Source organism: Vibrio natriegens NBRC 15636 = ATCC 14048 = DSM 759 (assembly GCF_035621455.1).
Classification (GTDB): Bacteria; Pseudomonadota; Gammaproteobacteria; order Enterobacterales; family Vibrionaceae; genus Vibrio; species Vibrio natriegens.
In genome coordinates this window covers 1202572-1218497 of record NZ_CP141822.1, presented here as the reverse complement: position 1 = coordinate 1218497, position 15926 = coordinate 1202572, and the positions used below count along the sequence as shown (strand labels likewise).

General features: G+C 44.2%; 13 protein-coding genes, 1 riboswitch and 1 other annotated feature. Of the genes, 3 read left to right on the top strand and 10 right to left on the bottom strand.

Going from position 1 to position 15926, the window contains the following annotated elements; all coding sequences use genetic code 11:
- Positions 1-59 precede the first annotated feature (59 nt).
- From hisIE to hisG, 8 genes are all read right to left on the bottom strand, one after another.
- Entirely contained in the window at positions 60-695 is a 636-nt protein-coding gene (gene hisIE / locus VER99_RS05590) for a bifunctional phosphoribosyl-AMP cyclohydrolase/phosphoribosyl-ATP diphosphatase HisIE (RefSeq protein WP_014231493.1), read from the bottom strand.
- Complete coding sequence (gene hisF, locus VER99_RS05585) at positions 692-1465, bottom strand: imidazole glycerol phosphate synthase subunit HisF (protein ID WP_014231492.1); 774 nt, start codon at positions 1463-1465, stop codon at positions 692-694. Before hisF ends, hisIE begins: the two co-directional genes overlap by 4 nt.
- Positions 1447-2184, bottom strand: a complete 738-nt coding sequence (hisA, locus tag VER99_RS05580; protein WP_014231491.1) for a 1-(5-phosphoribosyl)-5-[(5-phosphoribosylamino)methylideneamino]imidazole-4-carboxamide isomerase — start codon at positions 2182-2184, stop codon at positions 1447-1449. Before hisA ends, hisF begins: the two co-directional genes overlap by 19 nt.
- Before the next feature lie 13 nt (positions 2185-2197).
- Positions 2198-2812: an imidazole glycerol phosphate synthase subunit HisH gene (hisH, locus tag VER99_RS05575; protein WP_020332950.1), complete on the bottom strand. Its 615-nt coding sequence runs from the start codon at positions 2810-2812 to the stop codon at positions 2198-2200.
- A 36-nt stretch (positions 2813-2848) separates the two neighbouring features.
- On the bottom strand, positions 2849-3922 hold the full coding sequence (gene hisB / locus VER99_RS05570) for a bifunctional histidinol-phosphatase/imidazoleglycerol-phosphate dehydratase HisB (protein WP_014231489.1): 1074 nt from the start codon (positions 3920-3922) through the stop codon (positions 2849-2851).
- A 68-nt stretch (positions 3923-3990) separates the two neighbouring features.
- Positions 3991-5031 carry a histidinol-phosphate transaminase gene (gene hisC, locus VER99_RS05565; protein WP_020332949.1) on the bottom strand — a complete coding sequence of 347 codons (1041 nt, stop codon included), beginning with the start codon at positions 5029-5031 and terminating at the stop codon, positions 3991-3993.
- A gap of 15 nt (positions 5032-5046) precedes the next feature.
- Positions 5047-6339: a histidinol dehydrogenase gene (hisD, locus tag VER99_RS05560; RefSeq protein ID WP_020332948.1), complete on the bottom strand. Its 1293-nt coding sequence runs from the start codon at positions 6337-6339 to the stop codon at positions 5047-5049.
- Between the two features lie 5 nt (positions 6340-6344).
- Positions 6345-7241, bottom strand: coding sequence for an ATP phosphoribosyltransferase (hisG, locus tag VER99_RS05555; RefSeq protein WP_014231486.1), 897 nt, complete (start codon positions 7239-7241; stop codon positions 6345-6347).
- 51 nt (positions 7242-7292) lie between these two features.
- Positions 7293-7430, bottom strand: a sequence feature (His leader region).
- Between the two features lie 362 nt (positions 7431-7792).
- Between hisG and VER99_RS05550 the strand changes: the two genes are divergently transcribed.
- Both VER99_RS05550 and VER99_RS05545 read left to right on the top strand, forming a co-directional pair.
- Complete coding sequence (locus VER99_RS05550) at positions 7793-8746, top strand: sigma-54 interaction domain-containing protein (RefSeq protein WP_020332947.1); 954 nt, start codon at positions 7793-7795, stop codon at positions 8744-8746.
- 174 nt (positions 8747-8920) lie between these two features.
- The gene (locus VER99_RS05545; protein WP_024372836.1) at positions 8921-11401 is read left to right on the top strand and encodes a hypothetical protein; all 2481 of its coding nucleotides are present in this window, start codon (positions 8921-8923) and stop codon (positions 11399-11401) included.
- Between the two features lie 102 nt (positions 11402-11503).
- On the opposite strand, the gene tet(35) is transcribed toward VER99_RS05545, so the two are convergent.
- Positions 11504-13105 carry a tetracycline efflux Na+/H+ antiporter family transporter Tet(35) gene (gene tet(35), locus VER99_RS05540; RefSeq protein WP_020332945.1) on the bottom strand — a complete coding sequence of 534 codons (1602 nt, stop codon included), beginning with the start codon at positions 13103-13105 and terminating at the stop codon, positions 11504-11506.
- 109 nt (positions 13106-13214) lie between these two features.
- A riboswitch (Lysine riboswitch) is annotated at positions 13215-13395 on the bottom strand.
- 591 nt (positions 13396-13986) lie between these two features.
- Between tet(35) and VER99_RS05535 the strand changes: the two genes are divergently transcribed.
- Complete coding sequence (locus VER99_RS05535) at positions 13987-14394, top strand: H-NS family histone-like protein (protein ID WP_014231482.1); 408 nt, start codon at positions 13987-13989, stop codon at positions 14392-14394.
- A gap of 121 nt (positions 14395-14515) precedes the next feature.
- Here VER99_RS05535 and VER99_RS05530 read toward each other — a convergent pair whose 3' ends face one another.
- Positions 14516-15820 (bottom strand): inosine/guanosine kinase, encoded by a 1305-nt coding sequence (locus tag VER99_RS05530; protein WP_014231481.1) that lies wholly within the window; start codon positions 15818-15820, stop codon positions 14516-14518.
- Positions 15821-15926 lie beyond the last annotated feature (106 nt).

Below are 15926 nucleotides of genomic sequence, written 5' to 3'. Positions count from 1 at the left end.
TTGCTGATAGACAAAAGGCTTCCTGTTGGAAGCCTTTTTCGTGTGAATGATAAGCAAAGTTACTTGTGGCGCTCTTTAAGCTTATTCACTACGTCGTTCATAGACAGACCTTGGTCTTGCAGCAGGACCATCAAGTGATAAATCAAATCCGCCGATTCGCACACTAGTTCCGCCTTGTCACCCGACGTTGCCGCAAGCGCGACTTCAACGCCCTCTTCGCCCACTTTCTGCGAAATACGCTTGGTGCCACGGGCATAAAGACTGGCGGTATAAGAGGACTCTGGGTCGGCGTCCTTGCGGGCAGCCAGTAGCTGCTCAAGTTGATGAAGCCACACCATTTGCGACTCTTCTTGCGGGTCTCCATCCCAGCACGTTGTGGTGCCAGTGTGGCAAGTTGGACCAATTGGGTTCACTTTGACCAATAATGTGTCATTGTCACAATCCAGTGAGATGTTCACCAACTGAAGGACGTTGCCCGAGGTTTCGCCTTTCGTCCACAAACGTTCTTTGGTGCGAGAGAAAAATGTCACCTGACCAGTTTCACCCGTTTTTACTAGCGCGTCCTGGTTCATGTAACCCATCATCAGCACTTGGCTGGACTGGAAGTCTTGGACGATAGCAGGTACCAGACCATCCACCTTCTCCCAGTTGATTCGCTCTTGTAGCGAACTTACTTCGGCGGCTGCAAAACTCATACTCGTACCTCTATACCTTGCTGTTTTAAATATTGTTTCAACTCGCCAATATTGATGACTTGTTTATGGAATACTGACGCGGCTAATGCACCGTCAACATTCGCTTTTTGGTAAGCTTCTGCAAAGTGCTCCATTGCACCCGCACCACCTGAAGCAATCAGAGGCACCTTACACACTTCACGAACCATATTGAGCTGTTCAATGTCGTAACCGTTGCGGACGCCATCTTGGTTCATCATATTCAGAACGATTTCACCAGCGCCGCGCTTTTGCACTTCTTGTACCCAGTCACGCGTTTCCCATTTTGTCGCTTTTGTACGCTCTTCATCACCAGTAAACTGGTAAACCTGATATTTGCCCGTGTCCTTGTCATAGTATGAGTCGATACCAACCACAATACATTGAACACCAAACTTATCAGCCAGATCCGTAATCAGCTGTGGATTCGCGAGAGCCGGAGAGTTGATCGAAACTTTATCAGCACCAAACTCCAGAATACGCGCTGCATCTTCTGCTGATTTAATGCCACCGGCTACACAGAAAGGAATATCGATGACTTCAGCTACGCGCTTCACCCAGCTCTTATCAACCACACGACCATCGCTAGACGCGGTAATATCGTAAAACACTAACTCGTCAGCGCCTTCTTCCGCGTAGCGCTGCGCAAGAGGAACAATGTCACCGATGATTTCGTGGTTACGAAACTGTACCCCTTTCACCACCTGACCATCACGTACATCAAGACATGGGATTATTCGCTTTGCCAACATGTGAATGCCTCCTCTGCGGTGAATTTACCATCAAGTAACGCGCGGCCAACGATTACACCAGCCACTCCGCTGCCTTTCAGGGCTTCAATGTCGGCCAGTGAGCCGATACCACCTGACGATTGAAACTGAACTTGTGGGTATTGCTTACAAAGATCCACGTATAACTCAACGTTAGAGCCTTCAAGTGTGCCGTCACGGGAAATGTCCGTACATAGCACGTGCTTCAGACCAACTGTAAGGTAGTCATCAATCAATGCTTCAATGGTTACGCCGGAGTCTTCCTGCCAACCAGAGATAGCAACTTTACGTGTACCATCCTGATCGATGTTGATATCCAGCGCCAGAACGATTCTTTCTGCTCCGTATTTTTCCATCCAGCCTTTTACTAACTCTGGCTGTTTAACGGCTGTAGAGCCAACTACGACACGCTGAGCACCTGCTTCTAACAGATCCACAACGTCCTGTTCAACGCGAACACCACCACCAATCTGAATGTTGGCTGGTGTGCTTGCCAATAGTTTTGCAATCAGATCAAGCTGTCGTGCAGACGTGTCTTTTGCACCCGTTAAGTCAACCAAATGCAGCCAATTTGCACCCGCTTGATGATACAGGTTGAACTGCTCTGCTGGATCCACTTTGTATTCAGTTACTTGTCCGTAATCACCTTGGTAAAGGCGAACCACCTGTCCTTCAATTAAATCAAGAGCTGGAATAATCACACTAAATTCCTTTTTATAATTCTAAGAAGTTTTGAATAAGCTTCGCGCCCGCTTTTGAAGAACGCTCAGGGTGGAATTGCACTCCGTAGTAGTTACCGCTCTGTACTGCTGCGGTGAACGGATTGCCGTAATTACACTCAGCGATAGTGTAATCTCCGACTGGCATCGCAAAGCTGTGTACAAAGTAGAAGTACTCACCCTCTTCGATGCCTTTAAACAATGGGTTACCCGGTTTCGCAGTAACCGTATTCCATCCCATGTGTGGCAGTGGTAAATCGCCCGTTTGAAGCAATTTTACTTCGCCATCACAAAGACCCAGACATTCAACCAGCTCATCGGCTTTTTGGCCTTTCTCTTGAGAAACCTTACCCAATAGTTGCATGCCCAGACAAATGCCAAGAAGCGGCTTTTCGACCTTTTTAACCAGCTCGATTAAATCGCGCTCCTCCAGGTTTTTCATCGCTTCACTTGCTGTGCCTACGCCAGGTAAGAAAAGCTTATCCGCCGCCAAGACAACTTGAGGGTCTTTTGAAACAGTTACTGTGTAGCCAAGGCGCTCAATGGCAAATCTCACCGAAGAAACGTTGGCACAGCCAGTATCAATAATCACAACTTTCTGTTCTGTCACTGTACTCATCTCCTATTAATGCTTTAAGGAATGACCTTAAAGAACGCCTTTACTACTTGGCAGCTCGTTACCTTCTACTTTGATCGCCTGACGCAACGTTCGGCCGAAGGCTTTAAACAAACTTTCAATGATGTGGTGATCATTGTCACCAGCAGAAGACAGGTGCAGAGTACATGCTAACGTATCGGTCAATGAGCGGAAGAAGTGCACAACCATTTCTGTCGATAAGTCGCCCACTTGCTCACGGCCAAATTCCGCGTCGAATTTAAGGAATGGACGGCCTGATAAATCTAATGCACATTGTGCCAGACACTCATCCATCGGTAAGCTAAAACCAAAGCGGCCAATACCACGTTTATCGCCCAGTGCTTCTTTTAGTGCTTGTCCAAGTGCAAGCGCGGTATCTTCAATAGTGTGGTGATCATCGATGTGAAGATCGCCCTCTACTTTGCATACCATCTGGAAACCACCGTGAGTTGCGATTTGATCAAGCATGTGATCAAAGAACCCCAACCCCGTTGAAATATCGTTACCGCCTTGCTCATCAAGATTCACGGCAACTCTGATGTCCGTTTCTTTGGTGGTACGAATAACTTCAGCAACACGTGCTTTTACCGTCAGATCTTTCAGGATTTGCTTCCAACCCATGGTCTCTGGGTTGTATTGAATACCACGGATGGCCATATTCTCAGCAAGCTGAAGGTCTGTCGCTCGGTCGCCAATCACAACCGAATTCTGGAAGTCCACTTTGCCGCCCTGAAGGTATTCTTTTACCATACCTAGCTTAGGCTTGCGGCAAGAACAGTTATCTTCGTCAAAGTGTGGGCAGATAAGAACGTCATCAAACTTCACGCCTTGAGATTCAAAAATCTCCATCATCATGTTGTGTGGCGCATCAAAGTCGTCTTGTGGGTAGCTATCTGTACCCAAACCATCTTGGTTAGTCACCATGACTAAACGGTAACCTGCGTCTTGTAAAGCAAGCAAGCTTGGGATTACGTATGGCTCTAACTTCAACTTGTCGAGGCGGTCTACTTGGAAATCAATCGGTGGCTCAACAATCAGTGTGCCATCACGGTCAATAAAAAGGATTTTTTGTTGTTTGCTCACTAGAACATCCTTATTGCTAATCTTGGTTGGCTCTCACTCAAGTGTGAGAGCAAAGTAACTTTATGGCTTTACGAATAGTAGTTTCGAATAAATCCAAGTGTCTTTTCACACTCTTCGCGATTGCCGATACTGATGCGCACACAGTTTTCAATCGGCGAGTTACGTAAAATAATGCCTGTATCCCATGCAGCTTTAAACAGAGCGTCACCATCTGGGAATTTCACCAGCAAATAGTTCCCCCAGCCTTCGAACACTTCGAGCCCAGGAATCATAGACAAACCAACTTGCAGGTAAGCTCGGTTGGCGTTGAGGTCTAGAACCTGAAACTTAGCGCGAGCCAAACCGGCTTCCGATAATGCTTGCGTCGCAATGTCTGCAACCGGAACGGGTACAGGATAAGGTGCGATAACTTTAAGAAGTACATTAATCAGCTCTTCGTTTGCAAGCGTAAATCCACAGCGCAGACCAGCAAGTGCAAATGCTTTCGATAACGTACGCAGAATCGCTAAGTTCGGGTATTGCTCCAGTAAGTCTACCGTTGAGGCTTCAGGACAAAAATCGATGTACGCTTCATCCATAACCACGATGGCGCGATCTTTTGTCATTTCAAGCAGCGCTACAATATCCTCACGCTTAACTAAATTGCCGGTAGGGTTATTTGGAGAGCAAACAAACACCAGCTTCACGTTATTGAGATTCGCTTCAATACCCGCCAGATCCAGTTGCCAATCTGAAGTAAGTGGGACGGTCTTACGCTCGACACCAATAGTTTCTGCACTGATTGAGTACATACCGTAAGTCGGCGGACAGTAAAGAATGGCATCTTCGCCAGGCTCACAAAAAGCACGAACAAGTAGTTCAATACCTTCATCAGCACCACGAGACGTCAGTGTCTGCTCTGGTTTTACGCCAGCGTAAGCCGCGTATGCCGCAATCAGTTCTTTTGGCTGACACTCGCTGTAGCGATTAAGACGAGCAAAATCGGTTTTGTATTCATTATCAAATGGTGATTCGTTTGCATTCAGCCACACATCACCCGTACCACCAATACGGCGAGCCGATAAGTAAGGAGTTAATTCCTGGACTTGTTTACGCGCTAGCTTTTCCATCTCAATGTTTCCTTCTTACTTCGCTGCCAGTTTTTCTACACGAATCGTTACTGCACGTTTGTGTGCATCCAGACCTTCCGCTTCCGCCATAGTAACAACCGTAGGAGCCAGGTTTTTCAGGCCTTCAGCAGAGAGTTCTTGAACGGTCATACGCTTCGAGAAATCCGCTAAGCCAAGGCTAGAGTATGTGCGAGTGTAGCCATACGTTGGAAGCACGTGGTTCGTACCTGACGCGTAGTCACCCGCAGATTCAGGCGACCAGTCACCCAAGAAAATTGAGCCTGCGTTATCAAGCAGAGGCAGCAACTCACGCGGGTTTTTGGTTTGAACAATTAAGTGCTCTGGGCCGTAGTAGTTCGAGATAGAAACCGCCTGAGTCAGGGATTCAGCGAGAATGATCAAACTTGATGCAAGTGCCTTTTGTGCGATATCAGCACGCGAAAGCTGTTTCAGTTGACGTTGTACGGCATCCGTTACTTGATCCGCAATGATTGCTGAAGGAGTAACCAGTACAACTTGAGAATCAGGACCGTGCTCTGCCTGGCTAAGTAGGTCAGCAGCAATAAAGTCAGCGTCGGCCGTGTCATCAGCAAGAACCAACACTTCAGACGGACCAGCAGGCATATCAATCGCTGCACCACGGAAATCGTTACTTACCTGGCGTTTTGCCTCTGTAACATACGCATTGCCCGGACCGAAAATCTTATCAACTTTAGAAACCGTTTCCGTTCCGTAAGCCATCGCTGCAACCGCTTGACCACCACCCACATTGTATACTTCATCGATACCGCAAAGTTTTGCAACGTAGAGGATTTCATCAGCAATTGGCGGAGGAGAACAAAGCACCACTTTGCGACAACCTGCAATTTTTGCTGGTACACCAAGCATCAAAACGGTTGATGGCAATGGCGCACTGCCACCCGGGATGTACAAGCCGACTTTTTGGATTGGACGATTCACTTGCTCACACATTACGCCCGGTTGAGTCTCAACTTTAATTGGCTGAGGCTTTTGCGCTTTGTGGAACTTAGCAATATTGTTATAAGCTTGATTCAACGCGCTTTTCATCTTCTCAGAAAGACGATTTGCAGCTGCGTCAATTTCATTAGCAGAAACACGAATTGATTCTGGCTTTACGCGGTCAAACTTTTCCGTAAGTTCTACAAGTGCAGCATCACCTTCGCTACGTACTTTCGCAATAACCTCTGCAACCGCAGCAGTAATGTTTGCGCCTTCTGCGATGGCTGGACGCTCTAAAATCGAATCTTGTTGATTCTCACTCAGTGATTGCCAAACAACTGTTCTCATGACCCTTACTCCATCATTTTTTCAATTGGTAGCACGAGAATTGAGCTCGCACCTAGCTCTTTTAGCTGTTCCATTGTTTCCCAGAACAGATTCTCAGAGCTCACCAAGTGAACCGCCATTTTCTGCTTGTCTGCTGATAATGGTAATACAGTTGGGTCTTCCGCACCCGGTAGTAGCGCTTTAATTTGCTCCAGCTTTTCTGCTGGCGCGTGCAGCATGATGTATTTTGACTCTTTTGCTTGCTGAACGCCTTGCATACGAGTAAGTAGCTTATTGATCAGCGCCGTCTTATCCGCGTCAAACTCACCTAAGCGTTGAATAAGCGTTGCTTTTGATTTAAAGATGACCTCAGCTTCTTTAAGACCGTTGGCTTCTAGTGTTGCACCGGTTGAAACTAAGTCAGCAATCGCATCCGCCAGACCAGCGCGTGGTGCAACTTCTACAGAACCTGTAAGCATACAAGTTGAGAACGGCACACCGGCTTTATCCATGTATGCCTTTAGTAGGTGCGGATAAGTCGTAGCAATGCGTTTACCCGCTAAATCTTGAGGACCGTTATATTCTTCGTCTTTATCGATAGCAATAGACAGACGACAACCACCAAAATCAAGGCGACGAAGTTGAACAAATTCACATGGCTCTCCTTGTACTTTACGGTCTAAACGCACTTCTTCCAGTTCGTTTTCACCGATGAAACCAAGGTCAACAACGCCATCCATAACCAGACCTGGAATATCGTCATCACGTACCAGCAACAAATCAATTGGCATATTTTCTGAGTGAACCACAAGACGCTCACCCATGAGGTTAAACTTCACGCCGCACTGTTTAAGTAGAGCTTGGCTCTCTTTGCTAAGACGACCTTTTTTCTGAATTGCGATTCTTAAGCGTTGTGATTGCATTGCTATGTCCCTGTACAAGATATTGAAAAATAAATATTTTTTAAACCAAAAACGAAAAAACCCTCGGAAGAATGTTTTCTCCCGAGGGTTTTAAATCTGAATTTCTTTGATTTTAACCTCCGGGAGTATCCTGTCTCCCGGGTATGCGCACATCTCCCGAAAGACTAGACTGGGTGATGATGGTGATGAATGTTCATTACAAAATTGCGCATACTTATTTACTACTCTGTTTCGTTGCTCTGTTGGTAAACACACTAACCAAGGATTCTGTTTTTTTCAACACTAAATTTTACCTTTTCTAACATTTTTTACTAATACATTGTTTTTGTTTGATTTTTATTTATCTGACCTGTACTAAAAACCAATGAAAAAAGTCTCTATTCAACCGGTATCCTAGTAAATAACGTCGAATTTATAAATTTTGCTATAAACAGCGAGTTAGCATTTTTCATCACTGTAATTAACAACTTTCTCAATAAAAAGACAATAACTCGCCTTACGGCAACTAATTAAAAACTATTATTTTATTGGGGCAAAAATAGTGATTAATGATGAAACTGCATAACAATAGTGCTAACAAAGTTGTGGATTTCAGCGATGCCGATTTATATCCATTAATCGGTAACAGCGCATGTATCCAAGAACTTCGTAATGCAATAAAAAAATACGCTCGATGCGATGCAGAAGTGCTCATTCAGGGAGAAACTGGGGTGGGCAAGGGCTTGTGCGCCCGCCTGATTCATCAGTTGTCGAGAAGACGAGAGTCGCCTTTTATTGAGGTAAACTGTGGCGCGATTCCGAGCGGCCTTATTGCCTCTGAACTTTTTGGCCATGAAAAAGGCGCGTTTACAGGTGCTATTGCTGATCGCATCGGTTTTATTCAAAAGGCTCATAAAGGCACTTTATTCTTAGATGAGATTGGAGATATGCCTCCCGATCTTCAAATTCACTTATTACATTTTTTAGAAAGTAAACAGATACATAAAGTCGGCGCTGACAAGTTTATCGATGTCGATTGTCGTGTGATTGCTGCCAGCCATGTAGATTTGAAAAGTGAAGTGGTACAGGGAGAGTTCCGAGAGGATCTATTCTACCGACTCAATATATTGCCTTTGACGATCCCTCCTTTGAGAAAAAGAGGCAGGGACATTCTTATGCTTTCAGAGCATTTCCTAAACAGTTTATCGAATGGTCAAGTAAACAAAATGTCTGCTGACGTCGAAGAGATGCTACTCAAGCACCGCTGGCCGGGTAACGTGCGCGAACTGCGTAATGTCATCCAAAGAGCGATAATCATGTGTGACGACAACACATTGTTGGTTGAAGATTTAGGGCTCGATTGCAACGAACGACAACTCCTTCCATCAGTCGACCAAATCGATCTTGATTATTTGCTGCAAGCTATCGAAGAAAACAAACACAACATGAGTGCTGCGGCAAGAGATCTTGGTATATCCAGAACAACACTCTACCGCCTTATCAAGAAATACAATTTGAGCGTTTAACACTGTACAGCTGTAACGTAACACTGTGTAACAGTAAACTTATCTATTATCATTCACTTAAAATTTTCACGCCAAAAGCTGAAATTCAGCCCCTTATAAATCAACAAGTTAAAACAGGCATACTCTTTGCTCTCTACTCCTTAGTCATTAAACAAGATGACACAGGAGCAGAAAATGAACACCAACAGGCAATTTTCCAGAATAAGGACAGCGACTCTTGCGGTATCTTCACTGGCTCTCATGTTTTCAATGTCAGCTTTTGCTAGATTAGATGGCGCTATTTTCACAACCACGCCAGCGGGCGACATCGTAAATGAAAATGTCCGCTACCAATCTAAAGAAGAAGTCTTTTTAGATGGCGGCCCTGGGCCACAAGCCCCAAGAACGGCGGCAGCATTACCTGAAGGGCTTTATTACTTCCAGGTCACCGATCCATCCGGTAAGTGTTTATTATCAAGTACGCTAGAAAGCGCTGATACAAACGGCGGTACCTGCTACGAAGATGTAAAAATCAAAGGTAAAAATGCAAAAAATGCCGAGGCATTTTACGCTGAACCACTATCATGCCGACTTTTCTACTTTGATGGTGAAGATGGCGTGACCTTTATCAACGACTCGTACACTATGACTCAAGAAGTGAAAGTTCGCGGTAAAATGGAAACGCAATCCATAGTCGTAGAATGTAGACATCAGCTTGGTAGTGAGTATTTGGAAATAGACCCATCTGCAATGCCAGATGGTGAAACGATTCAACTCTTCCCATTTGCAAATACGCCTAATTCGGGCGGTGTTTATAAAGCTTGGGTATCCACAGCAGAAAGTGTAGAAGCAGCGTGCGAAAGTTCTCCAGACTGGAATGAAGGCATTGAAACCGGTGAAAACTGTAATGGTTTCTTTGGTTTTATTCCACGTAACTCGAAAACGGATAACTTTAAAGCATTAACCGAAACTCCTATACCACCTAACTTTGATATTGCACTTCGCTCTTTCCACGATAAAAACCTCAACTGTCAATACGACCCACTCGTTGATGAAATTATTCCGAATTGGGAGTTTGGTCTTCGTGATATAGACCCAAATATGCTAGGTATGCGAAATACCAAACTATCTAATGACTTACCTGCTGATCCAGTTAGATTCAGTGTGTTTGGTGTTGAAAATCATCCATGGACTATAGACCAATTTATGTGGTGGGCACACAAATATGAAGGGATTGCTCCGATGAATAATACTCCATCGGACACACCATTCAGCCACTTTACCACCTTCTCCGAGCTGAAAGACTTTGCTCCAACCTTCGATGATGGTGCTCTTCGAGTCAGCTTTAAAAACGCAATAGCTTGTCCAGAAGATACAGAAAGTCTATCGCTTCTAGCGGTTACAGATGACATCGTGAAACGCTCTTCGGGAGAAGATACTGATGAAGAGGCTGGTAACCAAGGGGATCCTGATGGCGATACTGGATTTGTACCAGGTATGTACGCTGAACCTACCTATGATGATGATCCTGTACTAACCATTCGCTTTGGTTCTATTGGTGTCGCAAGACTAGAAGTTTGTAAATCATTCGATGCAGATGGTAGCGGCTCCCACGATGAAGGCGAACAACTCATCCCTAACTGGCCAGTTACACTATACATCCCAGAAAGTGTTCCTGTTCTCCCAGAGGATGGAAACTTTGGTCCTGGTAATCCAGAGTTCGACCTTTTAGCACAGCTTCTAATTGACACTGGGTACTTGAAAGAAGGTGAAGAACTAGCGGAAGTCAAAAACCGCTATGTAACAAAACTAACTGAAGATGGTGAGCCCAACGAAAGTGGTGAATACCCAGAGGGCTACGGATGTGTGAAATTTAACGTTCTTGTTCCCAACGTAGTACCAACTGAAGATGGCACTCTACCTTCATATAAAGTTAGTGAGGATGTCGATAATCTTACCCCAACCTGGATGAATACCAGTGCTTATAACATCACTTTTGATGTCGAGTCAGTATTAAGCGAATTGAATGGTGCGCCTGTGGTTGAAGGTGTGGTTCGAAATCGTAGTGATGGCGAAGAAGGTAACAAGGTTTACTTTAACAACGTTTGTAAAATCACTGTCGATTTTGATACCAAAGGCTACTGGCACAACAAAAATGGTTTGGCTGAGCTGACAGAAGCAGACCGAGACTATGTCAATGGACTAGACCCATACGACAGTCCTACCGTCTACTTTGGCGCCGGTGATGAACCATTCGACGGTGAATACATGGACGGCACAGCTGTCGCTGCAGCCTTCTCTGACGGTTCAGTAATATGGGGAGCAGGCACCTGGCAATCAGAAGTGTCACACTTCCTAACCGACAACAATGGTAATGCCGATCTTAACGAGCACAAAGAACAGTTAGCGCAACAATTGTTGGCGTTTATCTTTAATACTCGTCATCGCCCTGTCGATTCAGGCTTAAGTCCAGCAACCAAACTTTGGTTCGGCGGTGAATGGGTATCTGTAGAAGACATCATCGACAGTGCAATTTCTGCATGGCAGGGTTCTGATATTTACACAATCGATCATATTAAAACCCTACTAGATGGTATGAATAACAATGATGCAGTTGAAATTCCTGTGTCATCACCAGAGGAGTGCCCTGCTGCTTATCCACCTGAAGAAAGTTAACCCCAAAAACGCGATTGCCCCCCTCACCTAAATCGCGTTTCAAAAAAAGCTCCGCTATTACTAGCGGAGCTTCCTCTTTTGCAATTAATAAATCAAAACTTGTTAAACGTTCTGATACGACGCCATCTTAGCTTTAGATAACCAAGAAAGAACGCTACACACAATCACAAAAGTAACGGCTGCTGCTGAGAATGAAATTGCGATAGATGCTGTCATACCCAGAGTAATGAAGCCAACGCAAGACACTAATGCTACAGATAGCGCGTAAGGTAACTGTGTTGACACGTGGTCAATATGATTACAACGTGCACCAGTAGATGACAGAATTGTAGTATCTGAGATTGGCGAACAGTGGTCACCAAATACCGCACCAGCAAGTACTGCGCTTAACATAGGCAGCATAAGCGCGATATCCGTCGCACCCGCCATGTCACCTGCGATAGGCAGCATGATACCAAACGTACCCCAAGATGTACCTGTCGAGAATGCCATCAAACCAGACAACAAGAACAGAATCACTGGCAGCCAGTGTGGGTCAATATTACCTTGAGCCAGCGTTGACAGGTAAGAACCCGTTTTCATGTCACCGATAACAGAGCCGATCGTCCAAGCAAATACTAGGATCAAAATAGCGCCAAACATTGATTTCGCACCGATCCAAAGCGTACGGATGATTTCACCCATTGGAATACCCTGCTTAAGCACAGTAAATAGACCAACCGCCAGACCAAGTAAGCTACCGTAAATCAGAGACATACCCACATCGGTATTCTCGAATGCGCCCAGTAGAGCAAACTCTTTACCATCCGCAGCCAAAGCCTGACCACCGGTGTACATCATCGCAGCAATTGTCGCGACAATCAGTGTCACGATAGGCAATATCAAGTCAGATACCTGACCTTTATCGCTCTCGCGAATATCAAGTTCTTCGTTGATTTCATGAGCTTCAGGCGCGTCGTTCTCTGTATCCTTGTCAAAGCCACGGCCTTGAGACGCAGAGATCTCATGCTCGCGCATCTTACCGATGTCCAGACCAAACCACGCAACAGCAAACACCATCAATAAAGCGAATACCGCGTAGAAGTTCATAGGAATCAGACGAATGTATGCACCCAAAGCTGAGTATTCTGTGATGCCATGCGAGACTAAGATGCCACCAATAATAGTGATGATGTAAGCGCCCCAGCTCGATGCAGGCATAATTACACACATTGGAGCCGCAGTTGAGTCCAAAATGTAAGCCAGCTTAGCACGAGAAACATAGAAGCGATCGGTAACCGGACGAGAAATCGCACCAACTGCCAGGCTATTAAAGTAATCGTCGACAAAAATGAATACGCCTAAGAAGGCAGCAAGAAGTTTGGAGCCACGCTTACTTTTAACACGAGATTGCGCCCACTCAGCAAATGCTCGAGTACCACCAGATAGTGTTAATAATGCCGTTGTCATCCCCAACAGGATAAGGAAGCCAACAATACTCATATTCCAGGTGTTAAGGCCACCATCTTCAACAAAGACAGAAGAGACTTGAGTACCAACATAGCCAGCGGTATCACCAACCGACCAACTATTTAGCAGTACCGCACCGAGTACGATACCCACACCAAGAGAAATTAATACACGACGAGTCAAAATAGCCAGAGTCAAAGCGACTAGCGGTGGCAATAATGAAACAGGAGAACTAGAAAAATCTATTAAATTCATGATCTTCAAAAACCAAAGTTTGGCTAGAGATCTACTGCAGACAAGTTACGTTTTACTTAAAACGTACTCATGTTGAACTTAGCGACAGGGAAGCGAACACTCCACCCAACCCTACAGTAGCGCTCCATAGTTTAATGTAAATATACTATGGCAGTGTTGTTCCTTTCGGATACAACCCCAGCAAATAATGTTGATGGATTACTTGCTTCGGCAATCTTCGCCTTCCACTATTATTCATTGGCATCACCCCAATAATAGCTACTCTTCGAGACTGCGCCTCTACGGCAACAGCAAACAATTGACCGCTAATTATACAAATTAGCAACAATTTATCTGCAATATTGCATCAGGTAGCGCTATTGTACTTATGATGGGAGCCAATGCAACACATCAAACTAAATTAAACAGATAAAACTCAGTTAAGCCAACTGGAAGTGTTAACTCACTCTAACGTTATCCAAATCATTATTGTGCAACTGACATCACTTCAATTAGGCTTTCTATGAAACCTTATTACTACACAAAATTACCATGCCTTATGTAATATTGATAAATAAGGTAAATGTAATGCGAATACAAAGAGACTTTATCTTTACCGACAAGTAAAAACATCTCGGCGCTTAATAAAAGTAATTACACAATTTCTGTGATTAAAATTATGCGGACTAACTTGAAATTCCATCTTATAAGTTTTAATTCTCAATAATAATATTACTTTCTCTAAAAAAGTGGCCAAAATTAAACGAAATCATGATTTAGTATTTGCACATAAGTAAAAGATAAAGTTAAATATAAGGACTTACTATTTATTTGTAGCATGGCATTATTTCATCGTAACGATAAAAGGTGCCAAACACATTAACCTATTAATAGGAATCGTTATGTCTGAGCTGACTAAAACACTTCTAAATATCCGTAGCCTTCGTGCGTTTTCTCGTGAGCTGACTCTTGAACAATTGGAAGAAGCTCTAGATAAACTTTCTACTGTTGTAGCAGAGCGTAAAGAAGCGGAAGAAGCGGAACTCGCAGCACAAGCTGAGCAAGAAGCTAAGCTTGCTGAAATCGCAGAAAAAATTGCTCAAGACGGTATTGACGTTGAAGCTCTTATTAATGCGCTATCAGGCGAAACTAAGACTAAAGCAAAATCTAAGCGCGCACCTCGCCCTGCAAAATACAAGTACACGGATACTAACGGTCAAGAAAAAACTTGGACAGGCCAAGGTCGTACACCTTCTGCAATCCAAGAGCAGCTTGATGCAGGTAAATCACTAGATGATTTCCTAATCTAATTGCTGGATATATAAAAGGCTCCTCAGGGAGCCTTTTTTGTATCTATTAGACAAATAAAAATGGCGCATATCATTATGCGCCATTTTTACATTTGTAAATGAGCTGTTAACTTTAACTAAATTAACGTTCCCAATACGCTTCTTCTAAACTATCTTCTCGCTCTGGCAAGCCACGTGAAAGACGTGGAGAATGCTGAACAAGAACTTCATAACTTGCACGGTTTGCGTATTTACAAACTTGTGAAAAAGAAGAGTAAGTTAAATACTCATTGCTGTGCTTACTTGAATTAGGCACATTTTCTTTGTGGTATTTATTCGCAGCCATGTCATGTAAAACCGCAGACAAAGCCGCATCACCTGCGCCATTGGTATTCTTAATTTTCTCCGGGCCACCCATATATGGTGAAATATGAGAATACACTTTGATCGGTGTTTCACACGCGTCTTTTTGTGCAGGTCGGCTAAATTCGTAACGGTTAAACTCTGCAATTGATCCTGGCAACAATGGCAAAGTAGTCTCACGCTTCGCGCTATCTTCTGTATAACCCGCCATGAATAAACCAACAGGACCAGCAGTACAAAGTACTAGATCTGCCCAATCCAACGTCTTGTCTGATGCCGCTAAAGGATCAGATTCACCTGTCAGTGCTTCGGCTTCATCTTCATTCATTGCGACAACAGAAACATGGTCACGAATAAACGCTTGCCAGTATTGAGGGTCGTCCTGAATAACAAATTTTGTACCCAATGTCAGTACAACTGGCACATCATACTTTTTCGCGTACTCGATCGCCTTCATGGTTGCTTCCGGCATTGGGTCGCCCTCTTTGCAACGCACCAGGTAAGACGTCAATAAAAGCGCAGACGCATTTTTGAAGATTTTCTCTGGGATGCTATCGGGATGAAGTTGGTTCATCTGACCTTCGCTGATGGCAAAAGTACGTTCACCGTCTTCTGTAATAAGAGCAAAACAACGCCCTATTGAGCCATTAACACCTTGAAGGTAGTTAAGGTCCATACGGCTTGATGTATTACACAAATAACGGTAGCCGTAGCTACCAATTCTAATGTCCTGACTCATTACCCCAAGCAAAGTGGAACGATCATCAGCAAGAACAGAGTAATTGTGCAACGTATTGCCAATCGTACCACCAGCGTATTCGTTAGTGATTAGGTTCTCTTCTTTTAATTGCTGATAAAGCGCTTCTGCTGTTTCATCATTAATAACTAATGAGTGGCCTTTACTCAAACCATATTTTTCAATCACATCTGTCGTAACTTTTGCTTCAATATCGACCAGTGTTTGATCAATACCGATGATGTGAGTACGCGTCATCTTCTTGCTTTCTTGTGCTTGACTGACTAAAGGGTCACGAGCATGAACAGGAAAATAATGCTTGGATTTGCGTTGTCCAGGAAATTTCATATTGTTAGTCTGAGTAAGGGATGAAAAAGAAAACGGATTCTATACCGCGAATAATATTGCGGCAATAACAGCCATTATAGCAAACGTTTGCCCGTCTCTTTTTTCT